Below are 23,288 nucleotides of genomic sequence, written 5' to 3'. Positions count from 1 at the left end.
GGAAAACTCAGCCCTTCGGGACGGCCTTCGCCTGAACATGCATCACTCCAATCCCCTGGTCAGAGTTCAGGAGCAGAATGCCATTCGCTTCAAAAGCCCGTCGAACCTGATCGCGCGTGGTCTCATAGACCTCGAGTCCGCTTTCGGATTCGAGGCGCTTGAGCGCGGTCAAAGATACCCGGGCCTCATCCGCAAGCTGCTCCTGTGTCCATCCAAGAAGCGCCCGCGCGGCCCGCGATTGTCGGGCGGTGATCATGCAGATCACCTCCCATCCGGCCCGGCGCGCACGCCAGAACTACGACTTCTCTATTCGGACCAACCGGATAGCGGGGAATCCCTCACTCCCCAGCGGCTCATTTACATACTATAGTTGATAAACTTAAAGTATGTAAATCGCGATCTTCCTGCGCATGGATATGCGCAAATTGGTCGGCCGGAATTTCGCCCGCCTGCGTCGGGAGAAGGGCCTGACGCAGGAAGAGGTCGAAGCGCGTTCCGGCTTCAGCCAACAATATCTCAGCAGCCTCGAACGCGGCCGGAGGAACCCAACCGTGATCACGTTGTTTGAACTCGCCCAGGCTCTCGGCGTCAGCCATGTGGATCTGGTCGAGCCCGACGACGAGGTTTGAGCGGCACGCCCGCGAGGATCATGCTTCTCTTCGTGGTCGGTACAAGACCGCCACAGGATGGGATCAGAGGAGCCGGCGGGACAATCTATTTTGCGACGTCACCTCGGCATCGGCCTTGGCGGTCAAGTCGTATTTGCGCGCTCGCCGTTCCCCGTCCCCTCGCGGGGATGTGCCTCGACCGGACTGTGCCCGGTCGAACCTTAAACAGATGACGCAGCGGTTTCCGGCCGCTTGCCCCAGTCGAATTCCGATCCGTCGATCCACATGCGATGAAGGATCACAGCGATCTTGCGCGCCAGCGCGATGATCGCTTTCTTGTGGCCTCGGCGTCGCGAAATCTGTGCGCCCCAAGCCTTGAGCGCTGACCAACGTTTCACCCGTGTCAACAGCACCTGCGCCGCTTCGTAAAGAAGGCTTCGCATCATCTCATCGCCCCATCTCGAGATGCGTCCGTTGCGGTCGACTTCACCGGATTGCTGCTTGCGAGGTGTCAGTCCGAAGTGGGCGCCGACTGTGCGCGAGCGCGTAAAACGCGACGGAACATCGACCGTTGCCCGAAAGGTCAGTGCGACAAGTGGGCCGACGCCGGGAACCGTCATGAAGCGTCGCGTCACCTCGTCATGCTTCGCCAATCGAACGAGCATATCGTCCAACCGGCCGAATTGCTCTCGCAAGGAGCGTCTTGCCAACAGGAGAGCGTCGGCCACGGCGTGCAGGTCGGTATCGGCGATCAGTTCCCGCACCCGTGGTTCGAAGTCGCGCGCCGTCACCTTTCCGAGGTGATAGCCGAAGTTGCGGATGAGGCCGCGGATTTCGTTCTCGACATCCTGAAGCTTGTTCCGCAGAAGTTGCCGTGCGGTCAGGATCGTGCGCAGGCGTTGGCTGTTCGGCGTCTTGACGTGGACCGGTTTGAACAATCCGACGCGCATCATCTGGGCGATCCCGCGCGCGTCGTGCCGGTCGGTCTTGTTGAGCTGAGCGGCGAGCGCCGCTTTCATGTGCCGGGTCTCGACGCAGACGACCGGGATACCGGCTTCAGCCAACCGCCCATAGATGTGTTGCGATAGCATTCCGGCCTCGAGGCCGACACGAACAATCGGAAACCGAAGTGACAGGATATGCTGTGCAATCTCCTCCGGATCCGAGGAGAGCTTGCGTTCGTGTACCACTTGGCCATCGTGATCGACGATGCAGAGATTGACGGTGCGGGCCGAGACATCCAGCCCTATATAGTGCCTTTGGGACATGCCGATTCCCCTTTCGAATTAAGGACCGGCACTTCTCCTAACCAATCTTCAAACGGTTTTGTAAACTACGACTATTTCAGTCGTCCTTTGCTGAGAGGCAGCAGCGCGGCGGACAAATCATTTCTTCCCGGTAGTAGTTAGAGCTTAGCTGTTCAGACCCTGTCGCTGCCGCAGCGGCAAATTTCAATGAAGGCGCGGAGCGGCGCGGTTGTAAAACGGCTTGGATAGTAGAGACGCGGGCCGTTCCGAGAAGGCCACATATTCGGCAGAACGGGAACGAGCGTTCCGGCGGCGAAGTCTTCCTCCAACCAATTACGGAAAGTCCCAATGATGCCGATCCCGGTCCTGGCGTAGCGAAGTCCCGAGTCGAGAGCGTTCACGCTCAGGATCAGGCGTGTCGCAGGCTGGACGGTGACCGTTCGAAAATCATCGACGAGGCTCCACGGCAGCAGAGGACCATCCGCCAGGCGATAGCGGATCGCATCGTGCCGGGTCAGTTCTTCGGGGCCCCGGGGCGTACCTCGTGCCTCCAGGTAAGCCGGTGACGCTGCAAGGGCACTCTGCTGGGTCCGGGGGCCGATCGGGATAGACACCATATCCTTTTCGAGGGCGTCGTCATAGCGGATGCCCGCATCGCAGCCCGCCTTGACGATATCGACGAGACCGTTCTCGACCACGATTTCGACCTCGACGTCGGGATGACGGGCGTGGAATTTCGACAGGAGCGGCGGAAGGATGTCCGGCATCACTGCCCCGGGTACGTTAAGCGTCAGCCGGCCCCGCACGCGGCCCGCCGTGTCGGCGGCCTCGGCGCAGGCTTCCTCGAGCCCGGCGAACAAAGGGGCGATCCGGTCCGCCAGTGCCTGACCTGCGTCTGTCGTGGCCACGCTGCGGGTCGTGCGACGCAGGAGTGGCACGCCGAGGCTAGCCTCCATCCGCGAGATCGTCGTGCTGACCTTCGAAGGAGCGATCCCGAGGCGTCTGGACGCTGCCCTGAACCCGCCTTCGCGAACCACCACGAGAAAAATGGCCAGATCATCATTCGAGACATTGTTCTGCATAGAGAACAAGGTATTCGAAAATACGCGAATTGTCTCAGAGAAAGAGAACAATCAATCTCTCTCCATCAGCCCGCGATCACTTACCGCGCAGCGGACCCACCGAGGAGATTGAGACATGCTTATTGTGACAGGCGCGACCGGCCAACTCGGCCGCAGGATCGTCGAACACCTTCTGCAACATGTGCCTGCCGAACGCATCGGCGTCAGCGTTCGCGACCCGGATCGCGCGGGCGACCTCATGCGGGCCGGCGTGCGGGTGCGCCGGGGCGATTACGACGATCCCGACAGCCTGCGTCATGCGTGGAACGGGGCCGAGCGGATTTTATTGGTCTCGTCGAATGCGGCGGCAAAGGGGGGAGATCCGTTGAAGCAGCATAGGGCCGCGATCGGAGTGGCGCGCGAACTGGGCGTCGGCCGCGTGCTTTATACCAGCCAGGTCTCCTGCGCGCTCGACTCGCACTTCCCGCCAGGGCGGGATCACGCTGCGACCGAGAAGATGTTGGCGGACTCGGGCCTGCCCTGGACGTCCTTACGCCACGGCTTCTACGCGGCGAGCGCCGTTGCCATGAACGCGAACGGACTCGAGGCTGGGACGCTGACCGGCCCCGAGGACGGAAAGGTAGCCTGGACGACCCACGACGATCTTGCCGCCGCCGATGCCATCCTGCTGGCGCGCGGCGAGACGTTCGACGGTCCGACACCGCCGCTGACTGGCAGCGAGGCCCTCGACCTCGCCGACCTCGCGCGGCTGGCAACGGACGTCCTGGGACGGCCCATCGCGCGAGAAATCGTCGAGGAAGATTCCATGGAACGCCATGCTCGGGAGAATGGCATACCTGAGGGTGCTATCGCCGTCATGCTGGGATACTTCCGTGCAGCCCGAGCGGGCGAGTTTGATCGGGTCGATCCGACGCTCGCTCAGTTGCTGGGACGTGCGCCGACGCGGATGCGAGAGTTTCTGGCGACGGTGCAGGGATGACCACTGCGCTAGCGTTAGCGAGCCAAGACCATCGCGTTTTCGCGTGGCGAGTAAGGGCTCGAAGCCGTCGCGCGGGAACGACCGAATACTCCATCTATTATAGTCGTATCTGCATGAATCTCTACCGGAATTCTTCTGCGTTTTTATCGCGTTTTCGTCTTGGTACCGCCGAACCGGGAAACTGATTCGGTTGCCCGGTTTGGCGGGCGGGCCCCGGCCTTTCGGCCGGGGCCCAGGGCGCCGTTACTCGCTGCGGCGACCGTTGGGGCGGGACCAGATCAGCGCGTAGCTCTCGCCGTCCTCCTCATCGAAGAGATTGGCGTAGATCGGGGCGGTGAAGCTCGGATCGTCGAGCTTGAGGCCCAGGTAGTCGCGGCCCTCGCCCGAGCGCTTGGACCAGGCGGCGCCGATCTCGGCGCGGCCCACCAGGACCCGGTGGCTGGGGGCGTTATCGCCGGTGGCGCGGGTGTCAGGAACGATCCGTACGCCCTTGGCCTGGACGCTGAGTGTGACGATTTCGCCGGTGAATTCGTTCGAGCCGGTCTTCTTGAAGGTGCCGATGGTCGCCATGTTAAGTCTCCGTTTTCCGTTTCCGGGTCCGCACCATTGCGGCCCGATGGCGATCGACAGGCCAAAGACGACCGGCGGCGCACCCCCGGCGTGCCGGGGGCCGGACAGCACAGGCAGAACTTTCTTGTTTCGCGCGGAATGGGCGCAGCCTAGGGGAAGAAAGTTATGGCGGCGCTGTTGCGCCAAGCCGGTCGAGGCGGAGCCGGTCTTCGGCCAGATCAGGCCATTGAAGGGGCCGTATGGAGCGGACATGGACGGGTCAGAACGGAGACGATGGCGATCGCGGATGCCCGTCAACCTGACCGGCGTTTTCACCGGCGGGTTCGCTCACCCACGACAGGCCATGCGCGTCGTTCTCCATGCGCCCCGGCCGGTGTGTCCCGCCCGATCGCAGGTGCGATTTGCCGCTCGAACGGTCCGCCCCCCTCCACCGCACGGCCACGGACCGCGACGTAGGCCACATGCCGATCCGCACACCGCCCCATACCGGCATCCTGACGATCGGGATGGCATTCCAGCGCTGATCCGGTCCCGCCTCATCGGATCGTCGGCAGTGTCAGGCGCCCACGGGAGATCCGTCCGAAGAGTCGGCGGCCATACCGGCAATGCGGAGGAAGGCGGAAACACCAACGGCGCCAGCGCCGATGACGGCGAAGATCATCTGCCATGTCTCCGAGGGCATCATGGTCCTGGTGATCCCGAGGGTCGCGTAGAACCCAGCCAAGACTGCGGGTACGACGAAGATCAGCGCGCCTTTGGGCGGGACACAAGGCGACCTGTCCCCCCTGAGGGGATCACGCGATCGTTGACCAATGGTGCAGATTTCCCCACCATGTCGTGATGATTTACGTCTTGGCATATCCACAGTTTGAGCCGAGTGTCGCCGAACGCATTCGTCGGTTTCGGACCGAGAACGAGCCGTCCAGAGCCAAGCTCGTCCCCCCGCACGTAACTCTCGTGTTCGGGCTGATGAATATCCACCCTCATGAGTTCCTGGCGCACTGCGAGACGATAGCCGGCAGGTCATCGCAGTTTGAGGTGTCTTTCGTTTCTGAAGAGATTACACACGACCCCTTTGAAAAGACCCATAAACTGCTACTCGTCAGTTCGACCGGAAGTTCGCAGTTGGCGGCACTGCATGACCAGCTCTACGAAGGTGTTCAGAAGGCGGAGCGAAAAGACGATATCCCCTACCGTCCACACATGACGGTCGCGACGAACACTGATCGAACGATTATCAAGAATTTGGACACTTCTTCCCTCGGAGGCTTCCCGCTCTTGGGAACCATCCGGGCCCTGGAGGTGGTTAAGCTTGAGAACGGGAGGCTACACCACCTTCGCACCATCCCGTTCGGAAAGTCGGGTTAGCGCTCGAAGACGGCTTGCGGAAGCGCGGCAGCCGGTGGTGCTTGATCCGCGCCGCGCTCCTTCACTTCCGGCCCACAGGCGACATTCGCCAGGTGGTCATCGCTGCAACGCAGCTTCCCCGGACCAGCCTTTCGGCACATTGCGCGGCACAATCGGATGCGCGAAGGTCAGAGGTGAGAGGCCTCTCAATCGTTCGCTGCATTGATGTTGGGCTCCCACTGCGTGCTTTTGCGACGGGATGAGCAAGACGCCTTCAACTCGGTCTCAAGAAACGCGCGAGTTCCCGTGCCAGGTCGACGAAGGCCTTGAAGGCCGCCGGCGGATTGCGCCGACTGGGATAGTATAGGCAAAGCGGCGCCAGCGGCGGCGTCCAGGCGTCGAGAATACGCACCAGCCGTCCCGTCTCGATATCCTCTCGCACGTCCGACTCCATGAAGAACCCGATCCCGAGACCATCGAGCACGGCAATGCGCGCGAGGCTGGCTTCGTCCAGCGTAATCGGCCCTTCGACATCGACATGAACCGGCCGGCCCTCGGCTTCGAACTGCCAGCGAAATAGCCCACCGTTTGGCAGGCGTGTCCGAATGCAGGCATGCGCCATCAGATCGGAAGGCACCTTAGGCGGTTCCCGGCTTTCGAAATAGGCGGGTGTCGCGACGACCGCGTAGCGCCGGGCGGGTCCGAGCGGGATGGCGATCATATCGGTCGGCACAAGGTTCTGGCTGCGCACCCCAAAATCGAAACCGTCCGCCACGATGTCGATGAGGTTGCCTTCGGTCACGAGGTCGATCTGCACCCTCGGGAACCGCCGTAGGTATTCGAGGACGAGTGGCGACAGGATCTCCCGGCCCGCCGTGGCGAAGGTGTTGATGCGCAGAATACCGGTGGGAGTCTCCTGCTGCGAGCGGACCGTGTCGATCGCGCCGTGAATGTCCTTGAGCGCCGGCTTGACTTGATCGACGAAGCGCTGCCCGGCGGCGGTCAGCGACACGCTGCGGGTGGTGCGATTGAAAAGCCGCACGCCGAGTTGCTCCTCGAGCTTCGCAACCGCGCTGCTGAGCGCGCTCGTGGACATCCCCACGTCCAGCGCGGCGGCCCGGAACGATCCCCTGCGGGCAATCGCAAGGACCGCGTCGAAATCGGACAGCTTGTAGGTTCCCATTATCCCGAAAATTCAAACTCCACATCCGGATTTGTCCTGCTTATCCGCATTATGTCAAACCCTTAAATTCTGGCTCGTGGCACCGGTCCCGATCCGAGAGGTCAAGCGGCGAGACCGGTCGCTGCCACCGATCCTTACCCAGACAGGAGAGCCATCATGAGTATCGAACTGCCAGACGCGATTGAGGCGTATTTCTCGGCCGACAAGAAGGGCAACGCGCAGGCCATCGCCGAGGTCTTCACGCAGGACGCCACGGTTATCGACGAAGGCAATACCTACACGGGCCGCGACGCGATCCGGCAGTGGATGGCCAATGCCTCCACGCTATACACCTACACGGTAGAGCCGTTCGAAATCGCGGAAGACGGCCAGCGCACGATCGTCACCAGCCACCTTGTCGGCAACTTCCCCGGAAGCCCGGTCGACCTGCGCTATTTCTTCGTCCTTCGCGGGAACAAGATCGCCGAACTGGAGATCGTGTCATGAGCCCCTTCCTGACCTTCGAGGGAAAGCGGGCTCTAGTCACCTCCGGCACGCGCGGTGCCGGAGGGGCGACCGTGGCCCTGTTCAAGGAGCTTGGCGCCGACGTCCTGACGACGGCGCGGACAAGGCCGCCGGAGATGCCGGAAGGCCGGTTCGTGGAGGCGGACCTGACCCGGGCCGAGGGTTGCGTCAAGGTGGTCGAAGCCGTGCGCGAAAGGCTGGGTGGTGTCGACATCATCGTCCACATGCTCGGCGGCTCCTCGGCGCCCGCGGGCGGCTACAGGGCGCTTGGCGACGACGAATGGTGGCGCGAGCTCGACCTGAACCTGATGCCGGCGGTCCGCCTCGACCGTGCGCTTGTTCCGGAGATGGAGGCGAGGGGCAGCGGCGTCGTGATCCACGTCACATCCATCCAGCGCGAACTGCCGCTGCCAGAGGCGACGACGGCCTATGCCGCCGCAAAGGCGGCCCTGTCCACCTACAGCAAGAGCCTGTCGAAACAGGTCTCGCCAAAGGGTGTGCGGGTTGTCCGCGTCTCTCCGGGCTGGATCGAAACTGAGTCCTCCGTCGAGCTGGCCAAACGCCTCGCGACGGAGCACGGAGTTGACGTGGAAGCGGGTAAGCGCATGATCATGGACTCGCTGGGCGGGGTGCCGATTGGGCGTCCGTCAAAACCTGGCGAAATCGCGAACCTGGTCGCCTTCCTCGCTTCCGACCGCGCCGGGACCATAACAGGCACCGAATACGTGATCGATGGCGGCACCGTGCCGACAGCGTGATCACCCTTATCGCCGCCCCCGGCTCCTGCACCTTTCAAAAGGCCCTTCTAGTAGACCAAGGATGCTGAGGTCAGCGGTGCTCGACCACACGAAGATGGAGAGGATTGTGCGCCACCTCGGCGTCCAGCTCGAAGATGCGCTCGCCATCGCGGAAGCGCTGGAACTCTAAGAAGTCGGGCCGGTCGGTAGCGGTCGGCCCATAGCTGCCGTTCGGACGCCTCGAGGCCGACGTCCTCTTCGCGCCCCGACCTCAGTCGCTTGACCCCTCCGGAGTGGCACCCGTAAGCAGCCGTTCGCCACGGCGAGCAAGAACGGTCAAACCGGGCGGGAAACAACGGTTGGCTGCGGCTGGTCGGCCGACCGCAATGCGCAGAACGTGACTGGGCCGCATCGCTGCCGTGCCGAGGGAAGAGTAGCCGTGGAGCAACTAGTTCGTGGCTCCCTGCTCAACCGTTGAGCCACCTAGAAAGTGGGATGGCTGTGTTTCTCGTTTCGTCAAGAACCATCCAAAGGCGTTTCTCGTAGCCTTCAAGGTCACCCCAAACGATCCGATGATACAGCCCCATATACTCCCACGTGGTCCATGAATTATCATACCGCTCATTAACGGCAGGGAAAAGAGCTATCCTACTTAGCCCTTTCTTACCGTCCGCAATGCCCAATTCCCACGGCACCCACTTGCTTTCTTTGCTATTCTCAGTAGCGAGAAGGACAAACTTTCTAGTCTGCTCGATCCGCCTTTTCAATGTTAGGGCCGTTTGTTCAGAAGTGTAAGGCGGCAGCTCCGGATCCTTCTTGTCTATGTAAACGGTGGCGCCATGGTTTTCTAAGACGCGGATGGCCCCCACGACCAGATCCTCGTCTTTACTCGAGCGCGACAGAAATGTTGCTCCCTCCGGGGAACGCGCTTGGGCTCTTTTGCGCAGCTCCGTTCTCTCGTTGAGAGGCAACTCATTCGAAAATTGTCGGAATTCTTCCTTTGTTGTATAGACAATCAATCAGCTATCCAGCCTTTCCGCGAACCTACTTATTGAGCGTCATTTGGCATTTTTTGGGAAACTATTGACGGCTAGAGTATCTGAAGAAAACAGATCGCCCGCGATTTTCTGTGCCGGTTGCGTCGGATTAGTCATCAACACTGCCGGTTGTAGCTCATTCGGTCTCGGGGGTTTACGATTAGATGGTCATGAGTTGTCCGGCGCGCATAGGCCGCCTCGATTGCGTCGGAAAGGGCTTGGGTCGAAGTCGGATAGTCCATGTGGCGAGCATAGCAGTCCACCCTCGGCCAATCCGATGACAAATTGTTTTCAAAACGTGGAGGAAAGCTCGTGAACGAACGCAACTTGATACCGAGCAGGCCATTCGGCGTTATGGTCTGCCCTCGGCGCAGTGACGATTGGATCTCCCAATCGACGTAACGCCTAGACCAGGTGCAGCCGCCCATCAAGACTATTGTTACCGTTGAATCTGAGAGGAAGCGCTCTCGAATCTTCGACATTACATAATCGGTGTTAGTGCTTTGGATCACGTCACCGGGCATTTCTTCGCCCAGCCCTCGCGCGATAAAGCAGTCATGAGTGTGGTCAAAGTCACGAATGAATTGATTAACTGCCGCTTGATCCGCGTGGTGATAAGAAATGAAACACTTTCTTCGAACTTGCTCCATCAATTTCCCTCCGCCTTCGGTGAGAGGCGCTCCGCATTTATCGCCTTAAAGGCAATCCCAAGAAAACTCTGAAGTGGGCTCGCCTCTACTCGGACACTCGAGCTGGTCATTGGATACGCTCACAGAAAAGAGGTCGGGCTCCGTTTCAATCAGTGTGTCTGCGTATAGGACCCGCATGGTTTCCAAGAACTCGTTTTGTCCACCGTAACTCGGATGACGAACCTTGAAGACTTTCTCGTCGGGAAGCGCATCGGAAAGAACATTGAAGGCATCGTTTCCGACCGCAACGAGCCGTTGCGGCTTAAGGTAGTCCACGATGCTAATCAGGATATCGGTTCCGGCCTTACGTTCACGGGCGTTGTGCGCACGATTCGAGAACGGATCGCCACTCTCGTAGGGGTGAAGCGGAAAGACGTTCCACAAGAAAACCGGCACCCTGACCCGCATCAAGATATCCCAAATCGCCGCTGCCGTTCTTTCGGCCACTGGCGCGCCAAAGGTGGGTCTTTTCGGCTCGAGGTCCCACCGGACCAGGTGATTGGAAAAGTGGATGTCATCAGTCAGGGCAAGGCCGGTCCTCCGGCCACCGCGATACCCGAGATCGCGCCCCACCCAAATCGCATCTAGGTTGCTCGACGCCGCCCGTTCAAGCATTTCAAGGAGATAGTAACTCCGCAGTTCGGGAGCCTCCGCCGCATCATGGACCGGGCACCGGTCAAAATAGGGATTAAAGGTGTTCTCGAAATCAAGCTGTCCTAATGCACTAAGAATGTCCTTTGCGCTCACGTTCTTTCTCCCCCCAGTTGCTTATACCGAATTGTTCTTTCATCTCTGTTGCCGATGACGATACCGCCATTATTCAGGCGCATTTGCCGGAACACTTCGAATCCCTGCAAGATAGCCTTCTCCCAGAGATTGAGGGGGCATTGCTCCACCTCATAGCCGCGCACGAAGTTCTGGATCGCCTTTAGCAAATCGAAAGATACTGAATTTTGACCTTCAAAGAAATTCAGCGTCTTGGCATGCGAGAAGATGTATGCGGACACGCCCTCATCCACGACAATGGCGCGACCGCTATCCTGGGCCTCATCGACCTCTGGCTTGCTCTTGCGCTTGTGCTTGATGAGCGCGCGGAACGTTGGAGACCAGTGCAGGATTGCAGCATTGGCAAAATGAAATACATCGTGAAAACGGTAACCGTCGGGATCGGCGATGTTGTCAGACAGAGGGTCGCCGATGAAGACCCCGTGCCAACGCAGGTAGCTGCGCCCGTTCGGGCGTTGAGTGATTTGGATCTCGAACGTTCGCGGCAATTGCTCTTCCGAAGGGAACGTGGAGTCGAAGTCGGGTAGGTCTTCGGCCGCAGGTTTCAGAAAGCGCCCGGTCACCTTGGTGATATTTCCCCCAAGAACAGTCGAAAAGGGCACGCCGGATGCCTGCAACGCTTCAATGTAAACCGCTATGAAGTCCAGCAAGAGCGGTTTCGCCGTCTTGGCCTCCATCTCTACGCCTAGCAGTCTGGCCGAGCGTTCGCCCAATCTCAGCAGGACCGTATCGAGCGGGGCAAGGTCACTTGCACTTATGACCTGTGCGACAGGGTGGCGCGGATCAGAATTGGCGGCAATGTGGACTGCGTAGTTCCCGCTTCCGAGAACCTCCGCGAACAAATCGGCAAGGCTCAGTTTGAGCCGCCTGCACAAGGCTGCGACATACCAGAGCGTGTCACCAAGTTCCTCTTCGACATCGCGCATATAGCCGCCAGCAAATGCGCCCTTTTCCCTGTGAAGTTTTTTGGACGTGCTCATGACGCTGCCAACTTCCCCGAACAGCCCGAGCAAGATCGGGGTCACATCGGTGTCAAGGAAGCGATCCGTCGGGGCTACGGCTTTTTCGTATTCTGATAGCAACACGTGGGGGCTCTTACCTGCACCGGTCATTTTCGTTTTCGCGCCTCCACAACCATGTCGAATGGCCGACCTTGGTATCCGACTACGCCAAGGTCGTCCAGCCATGCTTCAAAGGCTGCGATCTTGGCTGTTTCCGTGATTTTCCGGCGGCCCCTACCTGCCAGTACCAGACCGGCATCCCTGAGTGCCTCCGGCACTTCCGGCCCTTCGGCGCCGAAGTAGACGAAGTCCTGGCTGACGAGCACCCTGTCTACCGAAGTGTCGCGGTTGATGTGCTTTTGAAACGGCGAACCGTCGTTGCGGCTATGGTAGGAATTGAGTTGGTTCCAGCCACCTTCCGCAAGATTAGGGCTGTAGATATTGTCACCGCAAGCCATACGGTAACTTCCCCCAAGGTTGGGTTTCTTGCGGGCAAAGCGCGGATCGCTCCAGTATTCGGCGAAGGTCAGTGCTTCTTGTACGCGCATGGCGTAAACCAGAAACCCGCCTCGGCGCACGCCTACCCGGTCGCTGCCAGTCCCGATGATCCAGTCGCCGAGGGCAGCATGTTTCCTAATGTCCGGCTTGCAGGTGGCGAGCGTGCAAAAACCGTTGAATGGGTTGGGGGCAAACCCACTGTCATAGGCCACGATGTAGCTGTGAAGGATGGGCATGCCAACCTCTTCAACCACAGGGATGGCGGTGTATCGCTCGCTGCGGCGACGGCATACCGTCGGGGCCTTCGAAGCCCTCGTAGTCGCCGTTAATCGCGTCGATGATCTTGTCGGCGTTCCAGCCAACGATGGCATGACCGTATTCGTCCAATGCCTCCGGAACCTCGCACCCGTTGGCACCGCGCTCCCACACCCCGACGATGGTCTTGTCCTGCTTGTGCGCCCTTTCGATTTCCCAGTTCACCCACTCGCTGTCTTTGGTTTCGGGAGAGATGTACACGATCATGCAACCGGACCAATCTATGCGCGGGCCGAGAATTGCCGACTTGATGTACTCTGGGGAATTCGCGTTGTTCGGCTTGTCATTGGTGATCGAGCTGTCCCTGACGTTCATACCCTTGCTTTTGAGCAGGTTCTTGAGATCGGTAAGGCCCGCGTCGTCTTTGTGGACGTGGCTGATAAATACATTTTTGATCTGATCTGGCATCGGTGCTATCCTCTCGGGCAAGCGATATACAGTGTGCCCATTGGTAGGATATACCACATCTGCGAGTTGTGCGAGCGCGAATCGCCCTTTGCGAGAAAGGACACACATGCTGCCACCGATCCTAGAAATCTACGTTGTCTGGCACCCCGGCGACCGGCAAGGCGCCGCCACGGCCAAGGCCATCTTCGAGCATTTCATGCAGGGCCCGACCTTCTCTGGGGTGATCGGCGGCGGTGTCCAGGTTTCGTTTCGCAGTGCAGCATGGGATGGTCCAGGGAGGCCGCCGAGACCGGTCTACTCGGAGGCTAGCCCCGCCCCGAACGGGATCCGACCGGCTAGGTTCGTTGCAGTTGTCCCGTTACTCGGAACTGAACTCGCGGCAAGCGTCGAAGACACGAACTCGGCCTGGCATGCTTACATCGCCACCGTAAGGGCAACCGAGGAGGCCGGGCCGGAGCAGTTTGGGGTCTTCCCGTACCTGCTCTCGAACGGAGCAACGAACGGCACCCAGCTGGGCGGTATCTTAGGCAAATATCAGTTCGTGGCAGCCGGAGAACCGGAGCAGCATGGCGAGGATGTTCAGAGCATGCTCTGCCGCGACTTGACGCAAGGCATCGCACAGTTGATTTCGCCGGACGAGATGGACAGGCTGACCGCTTTCATCAGCCACACCAAACGGCACAGTTATGTCGAAGGGGAAGATGTGGATGCACTCGTTGGCCTCGTCCGCGACGTTATCGGCAGCACGCGCCTGAAAGAGTATTTCGACGCGAGCGACCTACAACCCGGCACGGATTGGGACGCTGCACTTACGCAAAATGCCGGAACAAGCGCCATGCTCGCGATCCGAACTGATCTTTACTCCAGCCGGACTTGGTGCCAACGGGAAGTGGCGATTGCCAAAACGCATGGCATGCCGGTCATCATGATGGACGCTATAGGCTTCGGGGAAGAGCGGGGCTCGTTCCTCATGGATCACGTGGCGCGCGTCGCCGTCCGAAAACTGGACGGGCAGTGGCAGAAGAGAGACGTGTATCGGGCGCTCAATCTGCTTGTGGATGAGTGCCTCAAGCGAGCTCTGTGGATGCACCAGAGAGACCTTGCTCGCGAACGACCTGAGTTGGACGTGGCTTGGTGGGCTCCGCATGCGCCGGAACCCCTGACCCTATCGCACTGGATCAACGCCCGAATTGCGCAGGGGATCGATGCCGGAGAGGAAGACGACCTCCGCATCCTTCACCCCGATCCGCCGCTCGGCCCGGATGAGAGGGAGGTTTTGATTAATTACGCACAGACAACACGGTTGGGACGTGGGATCGATATTATGACTCCGCGCCAGCTGGCGACCAGAGGGGGATAGCCGTGAACGGAGAGGCCCCGCGTACTGAACTGCTTCCTGCCGATGCGCTTAAGGGCAAACGGCTGGGTATTTCGGTTTCGGACAGTCCGGACCTCGACCGTTTGGGGCTGACAGAGACGCATTTCAGGATGACTCTGGGTGAACTTGCTCGAACGGTCGTGATCGCGGGTGGCGATCTTTACTACGGGGGCCACCTGCAACCGGAAGGCATAACAGCGTTCCTCATTGATGAACTGCACCGCTATGGGCGGCGCGACAGACCACTAAAGGTGTGTCTGGCGTGGACAGTGCACCGACGGATGAGTGCCGAACAATTAGCCGAGCAGAACGAGTTTCTAGGGCTGTTCGGTGAAATCCACTTCCTCGCGCCGAATGGCATACGTCTTGACGGGCCGGTGGAAGGTGCGCCGCGGGAAGACTTCCCTGCGGAAGAGCGAGCCGCAGCGCTCACCGGTCTTCGCGAACATATGACGGGCAACACAGACGCACGCATCGTCGTCGGCGGGAAGCGGGCAGGCTTCGAAGGGAGAATGCCGGGGATCGTGGAAGAAGTCCTTCTGTCTCTGGAGCGGCGACAGCCCGTATACCTTGCTGGCGGTTTTGGTGGCGCGACACTGGATATTATCCGTACTCTTCGTCCCGAATTTACTGAATGGCTGCCCCCACAGGCGGGTGCACCCGAAGCCGATGCGCGCCTTACAGAAGTTCTAAGACGCATCAACCAAGTTGCCGTTGAGAAGGGTTGGGACGGCTTCGCAAACGGTCTATCCGATGATGAGAACCGGTTGCTCGTGGCTTCTTACCGTCCAAGCGAGATTTCCGCCCTGGTCGGGAGAGGCCTAGGGAAACGGTTGCCCGAGTAATCACTACGACCATAACCTGAGGCCGTCCTCCACCTCCCGACCGCCGAAAGTCGTCAATGCGCCGCTCGCCACCCTGCGCGCCACCTCTACAAATGTCCGGTTCCGTCGGGCAGGTAGCTGGAACCGGACATTCCGCAGCCGGCCCCGAAGCGGCCGTTCATTAACTCTGCAGCGAACTTCCGGAATCCGCCCACCGCAACGGATGCAGGAAGCTGCGCGGCCATTTCGTGGAAGTGCAGCGCTCAGGCGCTGCCCTCCGCGAGGCGGTATACCGGGATGCCCATTTTGCGGGCCTTGTCAGCGAGGTTTTCCTGAATGCCGGTTCCGGGGAAGACGATGACCCCGATCGGCATCGCTTCAAGGATCCGGTCGTTGCGCTTGAACGGCGCGGCCTTGGAATGTTTGGCCCAGTCCGGCTTGAAGGCGACCTGCGGCACCTTGCGATCGTCCGCCCAAGTGGCCGCGATGCGTTCCGCGCCTTTCGGCGATCCTCCATGCAGGAGCACCATGTCGGGGTGTTTGGCATGAACCTGGTCTAACCTGTCCCAGATCAGCCGGTGATCGGTGGTGTCCCCGCCCGAGAAGGCAATCTTCGGCCCGGCCGGCAAAAGCACCTCGTTGTCGGCCCTGCGCTTTGCGGCGATGAAGTCACGGCTGTCGATCATGGCCGAGGTCAGCTGGCGATGGTTGACCCGCGAGCCGGAGCGCGGCGACCAGGGCGTGCCTGTGCTGCGCAGGTAGAGGTCGGCGGCAGTGTCGCGGAAAGTCTCCATGCTGTCGCGGCGCTCGATCAGATTTTGTCCGATGCCAATCAGGGTCTCCAATTGGACGGATTTCACCTCGCTTCCGTCCTGTTCGCGCTGAAGGCGCTTCTGGGCCTGCTCGTTGTCGTCGAGTTTGCGGTCGATCCGCTTGACGGCGCGGTGGAAGGTATTGACGGTGGACCACATGATCTCGTCGAGGTCGAAATCGAGGCTGGTGTCGGCCATGGTGGAGATCAGCGCGTCGAAGATGTCGGAGACAGCTCCCTGGATGGCGGTGTCCTCGGGCGTGATCCGGGGATCGGCCTCGCCCTCGGCGGGATGGTAGCCATAGAGCTCGAGCGCTTCGATGACATGGCCGGTGGGAGACGTGCTGTGATCGGGTTCGAATTCGTCATGGGCATACATGGGATGTGTCCTTCGGCTGGACCGCGACCGTCGCGGCCTTCATGGCGACGACAAGCCCACGGGCGTTCCGGCCGGGCAGCCCGAGCCCTTTGCGAGGGCCTTGATGGCAAAGCCCGGCTGATTTGCTTCGCGCTGTAAAGGCGGGCCTGCCCGCCGACGGAAATCAGTCGGGCGCCGCCATTGCCGGGCCGGAGCGCTTGTGGGCCGCTCGCCCTCTCAAGAAGGCCAAGGCGCGGTCCCCTTGCCGAGGTGCCGCAACCCCTTGCCCATGGCGGGATCGTTTGTCCCAGATCACGGCCCTCTCTGGCTATGGCGCGCACGACATGAAACGGCTGACGTCCTCAGGGGCAATCTGCACCCGGATCTGCGCCCGAAGCGCCTCCAGGCCGAAGCTGACGAGATCGTCGTTGAAATCTCCCAGCATGGGCGAAAGCGTGATCGCCTCGATCCCGGCTCCAATGGCCCGGTCCACCAGGTTGTCCCGCGCGGCGTTACCTGCCGGATCGTTGTCGCGGACGATATAGAGCCTGCGCAGATGCGGGGAGAACTGGATGGCGGAGAGATGCCCGGCTGAAAGTGCGGAGGCCATCGGCAGGAACGGCAATGCCTGCCGCAGCGAGAGGATGGTTTCGATCCCCTCGCCTGCCGCCATGACATCCTGCGCCTCGCCAAACCGGACGGCGTTTCCGAGCAGGTCTCCCATCGCCTTTCTCGGCGGATCGATCGGCGCTTTCCCGGAGCCGTCACGTTGAAGCCAGGTGCGATGCGCACCGGTGATCCTGCCGTCGAGGTCGGTGACGGCGGCGATCATGGCCGGCCAGGTTTCGGTTGGGCCGTCGCCTTCCGGCTGCCAGTAGCAGGTCGGATGGAAGCGCAGATTTGCTCTTCCGCGTAAATCCGCAATGCTACGTTGCCGTAAGTACGTCTCTGCGAGACTGCCCGCGAGCGGCTGCGTCATGCGCAAGAGGCGACGGGCCGCTTCGGACGATCCGGATGGTGCTGGCGGTGTTCGGGATCGGTGGGACTTTGGCTCCAGTTCGGGATGCGGCAGGCTGAGAAAGCGGCGGGCTTCTTCGGCGACATCCGCGAAGTCGATGAGGCCAAGGCTTTCACCGATCACGTCGAGCAGATCGCCATGCTCGCCGCTCTGGGCATCGGTCCATTTTCCAGCCGCACCCTTACCGGCCTCTGGCCCGGTCAGACGGACGAACATCGAACGACCGGGCGTGTTTCGCACATCCCCGACCTGCCAGTAATTGCCCTGCTTGCGCCCGTTCGTGAGGTAGTGGCGGCACACCGCCTCGGCCTGTCGGCCCAGACGCTTCGCCAGTTCGGAAGCGTTGAGACGCGCCATCACGCAGCCACCCGCTCGGAGATGCGCTCGACGGGGAAGCGGTCGAGCAGTTTGCCGATGATCTCCGGCCCCGATGCGTCCACCGGCACAAAGAAGCGCAGTTTCCAGGAGATGATCTCGCTGAAGAGCCCATAGGCCCGCAGGTGTTCGCGCATCGTGTCAGTGAAGCCTGTGAGTTCAATCCGGTTCGCGCCCATGACCCGGACGCGGCGCAGTTGCAGCCCCTGGGTGAGATCAAGGATCGTGCGACCCGCGATCAGCGCGGCATAGGCCTCGTCCGGGGTGATGCTGGTCGCAACCCCGCTAGCGGCGGCATTGGTCGCCCAAGCGGGTGAGACACGACGGCCGATGACGCGTTCGCCCTCATCGGTCTGAAGCCGGTAGACCCGGGAGGACTCCTGCGGCAGGCGCTTCCAGATCGGCAGCAGGAGCCCGGTCACCATGTGCAGGATGCTGTCGGTGAACTCCGGCACTTCGTACAACTCGGCCTGCCATGCTGAGGCGAAGGCAGCGCGCTCGGCCTCGACCCAGTGGGTCTCGCCCATTGCCCGCACGGGCATGTTCATCGCATCCATCGGCCGGATCAGCCGCACGCGGCGTTCGATCTCGCCGTCATCGAGCATGACGCTGGTGGTCGGGACCAGCACAGCAGCCCGTCCGGATCGCTCGTTGATGAGCAATCTTGCGCGGGGATCATCCTGTTCAGCCAAGGCCGCATCCAGCGTGATGGGCTGATTGCGCTTACGCTCGGTCAGAGTCAGGAGCCGGGTTTCCGCGCCTGTGCCTGGATGGGTGTGGATGACCTGCCGGTCCGTGACGATGAAGCTTTCGGCCTTCAGTGTCTCCAGCCCCATATCATAGGTGCCGGATGCAATCGACCCGTCGATCCGCGCCTGCAGAAGCTGTTCGAAGGCCGAGAACAGGATGCCCTGCAACTCGATGGTCAGCGCCAGAAGACGGTTCAGGAAGGTGGTGATCGGCGGCAGGTCGTCCTTGATGCCGTTCGCATCCATCAGCTTCAGTCCGGTGGCGGATTCAAACCTCTCCAGCGAGCAGCCCTCGACCTTGCCGCGCACAATCAGCAGATAGAGCTGGCGCAGCGCATCGCGGGCATAGGCGGATTCCAGATTATCCTCGGGCCGGAACAGGCCTTGGCCGCCGGTCTGGCGCTGCCCGCGCGTGATCGCACCCAGCGTGTCGAGACGACGGGCGATCGTGCTGAGGAACCGCTTCTCGGCCTTCACATCCGTGGCGATGGGCCGGAAGAGCGGTGGTTGCGCCTGATTGGTGCGGTTGGTGCGCCCGAGCCCCTGAATGGCGGCATCGGCCTTCCAGCCCGGCTCCAGCAGGTAGTGCACCCGCAGGCGCTGGTTCCGCGCCAAAAGGTCCGCATGATAGCTGCGCCCGGTGCCCCCCGCATCCGAAAAGACCAGAATGCGCTTCTGGTCATCCATGAAGGCCGAAGTCTCGGCAAGGTTGGCGGAGGGCGCGCGGTTCTCGACGACCAGGCGGGCCGATGCGCCTTCGCCCTTTCGGACGATGCGCCGGGACCGCCCCGTGACCTCCGCCACCACATCCGTGCCGAAGCGCTGGACGATCTGGTCGAGCGCGCCTGGAACCGGCGGCAACGAGCCGAGCTGTTCGAGCATCTCGTCGCGCCGGGCCACGGCTTCGCGACTCTCGACCGGCTGACCATCCCGGAACACCGGCCGCGACGATAGATTGCCCTCGCCATCGGTGAAGGGCTCATAGAGCTGCACCGGGAAGGAATGCTGCAAATACGAGCCGACATATTCCCGCGGCGTGACATCGACAGAAATATCGTTCCATTCCTCGGTGGGTATCTCGGCCAGCCGCCGTTCCATCAGCGCCTCGCCGGTGGAGACGATCTGGATGACGGCCGCATGGCCCGCCTCGAGATCGGCGTCGATCGAACGGATCAGCGTCGGGGTTTTCATCGAGGTCAGCAAGTGGCCGAAGAAGCGCTGCTTGGTGCTTTCAAAGGCCGAACGGGCTGCCGACTTCGCCTGCCGGTTCAGCGTGCCTTCACTGCCGGTGATATTGGCGGCCTGCATTGCGGCATCGAGATTGTTGTGAATGACGGCGAAAGCTCCGGCATAGGCATCATAGATGCGCCGCTGTTCATCGGTGAGCTGGTGCTCGATCAGCTCGTATTCCACCCCATCATAGGAGAGCGAGCGAGCCGTATAGAGGCCCAGGGATCGCAGATCGCGGGCCAGCACCTCCATGGCCGCCACACCGCCAGCCTCGATCGCCTCGACAAATTCAGTTCGGATCTGAAACGGAAAATCCTCGCCGCCCCAAAGACCGAGCCGTTGTGCATAGGCGAGATTGTGAACCGTGGTGGCCCCGGTCGCAGAGACATAGACCACGCGGGCATCCGGCAGCGCGTGCTGGAGTCGCAGGCCTGCGCGTCCCTGCTGCGAGGCGGCGATATCGCCACGGTCTCCTTTGCCGCCTCCGGCATTCTGCATAGCATGGCTTTCGTCGAAGATGATGACCCCATCGAAGTCCCAGCCCAACCATTCGACGATCTGCTTCACGCGCGAAACCTTCTCGCCGCGGTCATCGGAGCGCAGCGTGGCATAGGTGGTAAACAGGATGCCTTCCGAGAGCATGATCTTTGCGCCTTGAGGAAAGCGCGATAGCGGCGTGACCAGCAGCCTCTCCATGCCGAGCGCCGACCAGTCGCGTTGCGCGTCCTCGATCAGTTTGTCGGATTTGGAGATCCAGACCGCCTTGCGGCGCCCGCGCAGCCAGTTGTCGAGGATGATGCCGGCAGACTGGCGCCCCTTGCCCGCACCGGTGCCGTCACCGAGCATGAAGCCCCGGCGGAAGCGGATAGCGCCAGCGGCATCCTCGGGCGCGGCGCTCACGTTGTCGAAATGCTCGTCCACGGCCCAGGCACCGGCGAGATGATCGGCGTGGGCGTCCCCGGCATAGATCACCGTCTCCAACTGCGCGTCGGAAAGCCGGGTGCGGATGTCGGACGGCAGAATGGGCCGGTAGGACGGCTTTGGCGGCGCGACCGAGGCCATGGCAGCGGATTGCACCAGCCTGGTCGGGTGCGGCTCGGCGCCGGGGATGCGCAGCGATTGCAGCGCATATTCCTCATAGATCGCGTCCGACAAGCGCGCGCCCTCGGGCGGCGCCCAGTCCACGGTCTCATACTCGAGCTCCACCCCCTCGGGATCGGACGCTGGTGCAGCGGCGGGTCGGGACGCTGTGGCGCGAGCAAGATATCCGCGCACGGTCTTCGGGGCAGCCGCCGGCACGGGAGAAGCGACTTTCGGCAGCGACACCGGCAAACGCAGCGGAAGCTGGCTTTCGATCCAGCCGAGCAGCGTGACAACGTCGGGTGCGGTTCCTGCCGAGGCCGGGAAGACTGACGGATCGTCGGCGGGCAGCTTGTCGATCACCGTCAGCCGCGTGTCGATGCTGGTGCCATGCCTGGCGAAGACCGCTCCGTCGATGGCCGCGGTGAAGACCACGCGGCCGCGGTCCTGCAGGCGTATGAAGGCGTCGCGCCAAGCCTTGGCTTCCGGTCCGAAATTCGCGCCGGTGATCGTGACCAACCGTCCACCGGGGGTGAGACGGGCCAGCGCCGAGGCGACATGACGATATGCAGCATCCGCCATCCGTCCCTGGACATTGGCCATGACCGAGAAAGGTGGGTTCATCAGAACCACGGACGGCATGGCGTCCGTGGTCAGATAGTCGTCGATCTGGGTGGCGTCGAACCGGGTGACGGGAAAGGCCGGAAAGAGGGACGAGAGAAGATCGGCGCGGGTCTCGGCAAGCTCGTTGAGGATCAGCGAGCCGCCGGCAGCCTGTGCCAGGATCGCCATCAGGCCGGTGCCGGCCGAGGGCTCCAGTACCACATCGTCCGGCGTGATCGCGGCCGCCGCCAACGCGGCAAGGCCGAGTGGCAGAGGCGTGCTGAACTGCTGGAAGCTCTGACTTTCTTCGGAGCGGCGGGTCTGCGTCGGTAGTAACCCCGCGATCTTCGCCAGAGGACCGAGCCGGGACGCCGGAGAGGCGGCTTTGCGGAACAGCGCCTTTCCGTATTTGCGCAGGAACAGAACCGTGGCGACCTCGCAGGCCTCATAGGCGAGCTTCCAGTCCCAGGCGCCGGTGGCGTCGGACGCGCCGAAAGCGGTCTCCATGGCGCTTCGCAGGGCCGCGGTATCGACGCGCTGGCCGCGTTCGAGATGGGGAAGGAGGAGATTGGCGGCGGCCAGGATCGCGGGTGCGGCGCCGAGCGGCGTGACCGGATCGATCACGGGAGACGAGATGTTCATGTCGGAGATCCTCGGAGAGCTGGAGGGACAAGCCCGGACGGCGCTCTCTCTCGACCACCCGGACTCAACCCGTCCCGGCACCTCTCTGACTCTGGAAACGACGACATGAACAAAGCGCCCCGACCGGATGGTGGGGGCGCTTGTCAGGATCAGCCGAACCTGCGTCCGGCTTCGGTGAAGGTGTAACCGTTGGCGATGATGGCCTCATCGACGACCTCATCCGAGGACAGATAGTCGTATTCGCGCTCGAGCTGGCGGTAGAGCCAGCGGGCCAGATCGCGCAACGCCTCGATAACCACCTCCTCGGCGTCGGCGGTCAAGTCCTGCCAACTCGGACTGTCACGCTGGACCGAAATCGCCATGCAATACTCATGGTAATAATGGCCGTGATGACGGACATCGGCGCGAAGCTGATAGAAATTACGCCGCTGGATCACCTGCAGGGCATCGGCGATGCGATGCAGCTCGGTGCCCTGCGGCGCGTATTCCCTGATCCGGCGCGGCGCGCCCTTGCGGTAGGCATAGAAGGTTTCGAAGCATGCGCCATCCCCCTGGCTCCAGAAGCCCCGGAACCAGATGCAGGGTTCCTGCTGTGTGCCGCCGCCCATCAACCGGACGGTTCGGGTCTTGAGGTTCAACCCGAGGATTTCGGTGACGCGCTGGAAATCCTCATAGACGGCATCGTACCAGTCATCGTCGAAGCCACCTTCGCGATACCAGGCGCGGGCTTTGTCCCTGGCTGCATCGGAAAGCTCTTCGAGGCGATAGACAGTGATCTCGATGACCTCACTCATAGGGATTGCCTCCCTCCAGAACGGTGGAAAGCCAACCATCGGTATTGATCCAGTCCACCGTCTCGCCGGTAGCGAGATCGAGGACGTGCGCCCCGCCGCCGAACCCGTCGATCCTCGGGCGTGAGCAGCTATTGGCGTATTGCATCCCCCATAGGCCGGTCAGGCCGAACTCCTTCGCGCAGCGTTTGACGAACTGGACGACATGCTCGGGATCGCCCGTGACGTCATCACGCATCCAGAGCTGAGTGCCACCATGTTCTGGCTGGATGGAGAGCACGAAGCCATCCGATGGCGGATCTTCGGCGGCATTGTCATCCGCCAGAGCGTTGTAGAGATCGAGTGCGCGTGCAGCGTTTTCGGGGGTGCCCACGTCAAGCAAGCAAGAAAAGTGCGTGAAATAGTCGGCCATGATGGTCTCCGGGCATGACATGGCCC

At 61.6% G+C, this 23,288-nt stretch carries 24 protein-coding genes; 8 read left to right on the top strand and 16 right to left on the bottom strand.

Features of this window, described 5'->3' with window-relative positions; translation table 11 throughout:
* Positions 1 to 7: 7 nt before the first annotated feature.
* On the bottom strand, positions 8 to 256 hold the full coding sequence (locus ROH8110_RS03275) for a helix-turn-helix domain-containing protein (RefSeq protein WP_058099626.1): 249 nt from the start codon (positions 254 to 256) through the stop codon (positions 8 to 10).
* Positions 257 to 410: 154 nt separating this feature from the next.
* On the opposite strand from ROH8110_RS03275, the gene ROH8110_RS03270 reads away from it, so the two are divergent.
* Positions 411 to 629 (top strand): helix-turn-helix domain-containing protein, encoded by a 219-nt coding sequence (locus ROH8110_RS03270; protein ID WP_085816326.1) that lies wholly within the window; start codon positions 411 to 413, stop codon positions 627 to 629.
* A gap of 200 nt (positions 630 to 829) precedes the next feature.
* Here ROH8110_RS03270 and ROH8110_RS03265 read toward each other — a convergent pair whose 3' ends face one another.
* Positions 830 to 1,876, bottom strand: a complete 1,047-nt coding sequence (locus tag ROH8110_RS03265) for an IS110 family RNA-guided transposase (protein ID WP_085816325.1) — start codon at positions 1,874 to 1,876, stop codon at positions 830 to 832.
* A 152-nt stretch (positions 1,877 to 2,028) separates the two neighbouring features.
* A complete protein-coding gene (locus tag ROH8110_RS03260) occupies positions 2,029 to 2,937 on the bottom strand; it encodes a LysR family transcriptional regulator (RefSeq protein ID WP_085816324.1) in 909 nt (302 codons plus the stop codon).
* A gap of 115 nt (positions 2,938 to 3,052) precedes the next feature.
* Here ROH8110_RS03260 and ROH8110_RS03255 point away from each other — a divergent pair, with 115 nt between their 5' ends.
* The gene (locus tag ROH8110_RS03255; RefSeq protein ID WP_085816323.1) at positions 3,053 to 3,916 is read left to right on the top strand and encodes an NAD(P)H-binding protein; all 864 of its coding nucleotides are present in this window, start codon (positions 3,053 to 3,055) and stop codon (positions 3,914 to 3,916) included.
* 243 nt (positions 3,917 to 4,159) lie between these two features.
* Here the strand turns inward: ROH8110_RS03255 and ROH8110_RS19020 are convergent, their stop codons facing one another.
* Entirely contained in the window at positions 4,160 to 4,738 is a 579-nt protein-coding gene (locus ROH8110_RS19020) for a DUF736 domain-containing protein (protein WP_503167788.1), read from the bottom strand.
* 588 nt (positions 4,739 to 5,326) lie between these two features.
* Between ROH8110_RS19020 and ROH8110_RS03240 the strand changes: the two genes are divergently transcribed.
* Positions 5,327 to 5,854, top strand: coding sequence for a 2'-5' RNA ligase family protein (locus tag ROH8110_RS03240; RefSeq protein WP_085816321.1), 528 nt, complete (start codon positions 5,327 to 5,329; stop codon positions 5,852 to 5,854).
* A gap of 253 nt (positions 5,855 to 6,107) precedes the next feature.
* Here ROH8110_RS03240 and ROH8110_RS03235 read toward each other — a convergent pair whose 3' ends face one another.
* A complete protein-coding gene (locus tag ROH8110_RS03235; RefSeq protein ID WP_085816320.1) occupies positions 6,108 to 7,016 on the bottom strand; it encodes a LysR family transcriptional regulator in 909 nt (302 codons plus the stop codon).
* A 156-nt stretch (positions 7,017 to 7,172) separates the two neighbouring features.
* Between ROH8110_RS03235 and ROH8110_RS03230 the strand changes: the two genes are divergently transcribed.
* The 3 genes from ROH8110_RS03230 to ROH8110_RS03220 all read left to right on the top strand — a co-directional run bounded on the left by ROH8110_RS03230 (position 7,173) and on the right by ROH8110_RS03220 (position 8,447).
* Complete coding sequence (locus ROH8110_RS03230) at positions 7,173 to 7,502, top strand: nuclear transport factor 2 family protein (protein ID WP_085816319.1); 330 nt, start codon at positions 7,173 to 7,175, stop codon at positions 7,500 to 7,502.
* On the top strand, positions 7,499 to 8,278 hold the full coding sequence (locus ROH8110_RS03225; RefSeq protein ID WP_085816318.1) for an SDR family oxidoreductase: 780 nt from the start codon (positions 7,499 to 7,501) through the stop codon (positions 8,276 to 8,278). Before ROH8110_RS03230 ends, ROH8110_RS03225 begins: the two co-directional genes overlap by 4 nt.
* Positions 8,279 to 8,339: 61 nt before the next feature.
* Positions 8,340 to 8,447 carry an integrase gene (locus tag ROH8110_RS03220; protein WP_085816317.1) on the top strand — a complete coding sequence of 36 codons (108 nt, stop codon included), beginning with the start codon at positions 8,340 to 8,342 and terminating at the stop codon, positions 8,445 to 8,447.
* A gap of 277 nt (positions 8,448 to 8,724) precedes the next feature.
* On the opposite strand, the gene ROH8110_RS03215 is transcribed toward ROH8110_RS03220, so the two are convergent.
* From ROH8110_RS03215 to ROH8110_RS03190, 6 genes are all read right to left on the bottom strand, one after another.
* Complete coding sequence (locus ROH8110_RS03215; protein WP_085816316.1) at positions 8,725 to 9,276, bottom strand: toll/interleukin-1 receptor domain-containing protein; 552 nt, start codon at positions 9,274 to 9,276, stop codon at positions 8,725 to 8,727.
* Between the two features lie 134 nt (positions 9,277 to 9,410).
* Complete coding sequence (locus tag ROH8110_RS03210) at positions 9,411 to 9,944, bottom strand: TIR domain-containing protein (RefSeq protein WP_085816315.1); 534 nt, start codon at positions 9,942 to 9,944, stop codon at positions 9,411 to 9,413.
* A 45-nt stretch (positions 9,945 to 9,989) separates the two neighbouring features.
* Entirely contained in the window at positions 9,990 to 10,730 is a 741-nt protein-coding gene (locus ROH8110_RS03205; RefSeq protein ID WP_085816314.1) for a uracil-DNA glycosylase, read from the bottom strand.
* Positions 10,727 to 11,881 carry a nucleoside triphosphate pyrophosphohydrolase family protein gene (locus tag ROH8110_RS03200; RefSeq protein WP_085816313.1) on the bottom strand — a complete coding sequence of 385 codons (1,155 nt, stop codon included), beginning with the start codon at positions 11,879 to 11,881 and terminating at the stop codon, positions 10,727 to 10,729. The genes ROH8110_RS03205 and ROH8110_RS03200 overlap by 4 nt, the downstream gene beginning before the upstream one ends.
* Positions 11,878 to 12,504 carry an Nmad2 family putative nucleotide modification protein gene (locus ROH8110_RS03195; protein ID WP_085816970.1) on the bottom strand — a complete coding sequence of 209 codons (627 nt, stop codon included), beginning with the start codon at positions 12,502 to 12,504 and terminating at the stop codon, positions 11,878 to 11,880. Before ROH8110_RS03195 ends, ROH8110_RS03200 begins: the two co-directional genes overlap by 4 nt.
* 10 nt (positions 12,505 to 12,514) lie before the next feature.
* Complete coding sequence (locus ROH8110_RS03190; RefSeq protein WP_085816312.1) at positions 12,515 to 12,991, bottom strand: TIR domain-containing protein; 477 nt, start codon at positions 12,989 to 12,991, stop codon at positions 12,515 to 12,517.
* Positions 12,992 to 13,097: 106 nt separating this feature from the next.
* Between ROH8110_RS03190 and ROH8110_RS03185 the strand changes: the two genes are divergently transcribed.
* Positions 13,098 to 14,351, top strand: a complete 1,254-nt coding sequence (locus ROH8110_RS03185) for a hypothetical protein (protein ID WP_085816311.1) — start codon at positions 13,098 to 13,100, stop codon at positions 14,349 to 14,351.
* Positions 14,352 to 14,353: 2 nt separating this feature from the next.
* Positions 14,354 to 15,214: a hypothetical protein gene (locus ROH8110_RS03180; RefSeq protein WP_121143628.1), complete on the top strand. Its 861-nt coding sequence runs from the start codon at positions 14,354 to 14,356 to the stop codon at positions 15,212 to 15,214.
* A gap of 242 nt (positions 15,215 to 15,456) precedes the next feature.
* Here the strand turns inward: ROH8110_RS03180 and ROH8110_RS03175 are convergent, their stop codons facing one another.
* From ROH8110_RS03175 to ROH8110_RS03155, 5 genes are all read right to left on the bottom strand, one after another.
* Positions 15,457 to 16,383 carry a DUF2493 domain-containing protein gene (locus tag ROH8110_RS03175; protein WP_085816309.1) on the bottom strand — a complete coding sequence of 309 codons (927 nt, stop codon included), beginning with the start codon at positions 16,381 to 16,383 and terminating at the stop codon, positions 15,457 to 15,459.
* 307 nt (positions 16,384 to 16,690) lie between these two features.
* The gene (locus ROH8110_RS03170) at positions 16,691 to 17,737 is read right to left on the bottom strand and encodes a DUF7146 domain-containing protein (protein ID WP_085816308.1); all 1,047 of its coding nucleotides are present in this window, start codon (positions 17,735 to 17,737) and stop codon (positions 16,691 to 16,693) included.
* Positions 17,737 to 22,059, bottom strand: a complete 4,323-nt coding sequence (locus ROH8110_RS03165; protein ID WP_085816307.1) for a strawberry notch-like NTP hydrolase domain-containing protein — start codon at positions 22,057 to 22,059, stop codon at positions 17,737 to 17,739. The genes ROH8110_RS03170 and ROH8110_RS03165 overlap by 1 nt, the downstream gene beginning before the upstream one ends.
* Before the next feature lie 149 nt (positions 22,060 to 22,208).
* A complete protein-coding gene (locus ROH8110_RS03160) occupies positions 22,209 to 22,853 on the bottom strand; it encodes a DUF8835 domain-containing pootine (RefSeq protein WP_085816306.1) in 645 nt (214 codons plus the stop codon).
* Positions 22,846 to 23,262: a hypothetical protein gene (locus ROH8110_RS03155; RefSeq protein WP_085816969.1), complete on the bottom strand. Its 417-nt coding sequence runs from the start codon at positions 23,260 to 23,262 to the stop codon at positions 22,846 to 22,848. Before ROH8110_RS03155 ends, ROH8110_RS03160 begins: the two co-directional genes overlap by 8 nt.
* Between the last annotated feature and the right edge of the window lie 26 nt (positions 23,263 to 23,288).

The organism is Roseovarius halotolerans, from assembly GCF_900172255.1.
Classification (GTDB): Bacteria; Pseudomonadota; Alphaproteobacteria; order Rhodobacterales; family Rhodobacteraceae; genus Roseovarius; species Roseovarius halotolerans.
Note: the sequence above shows the minus strand (reverse complement) of the source record. Positions and strands in the feature narration are given on the sequence as shown.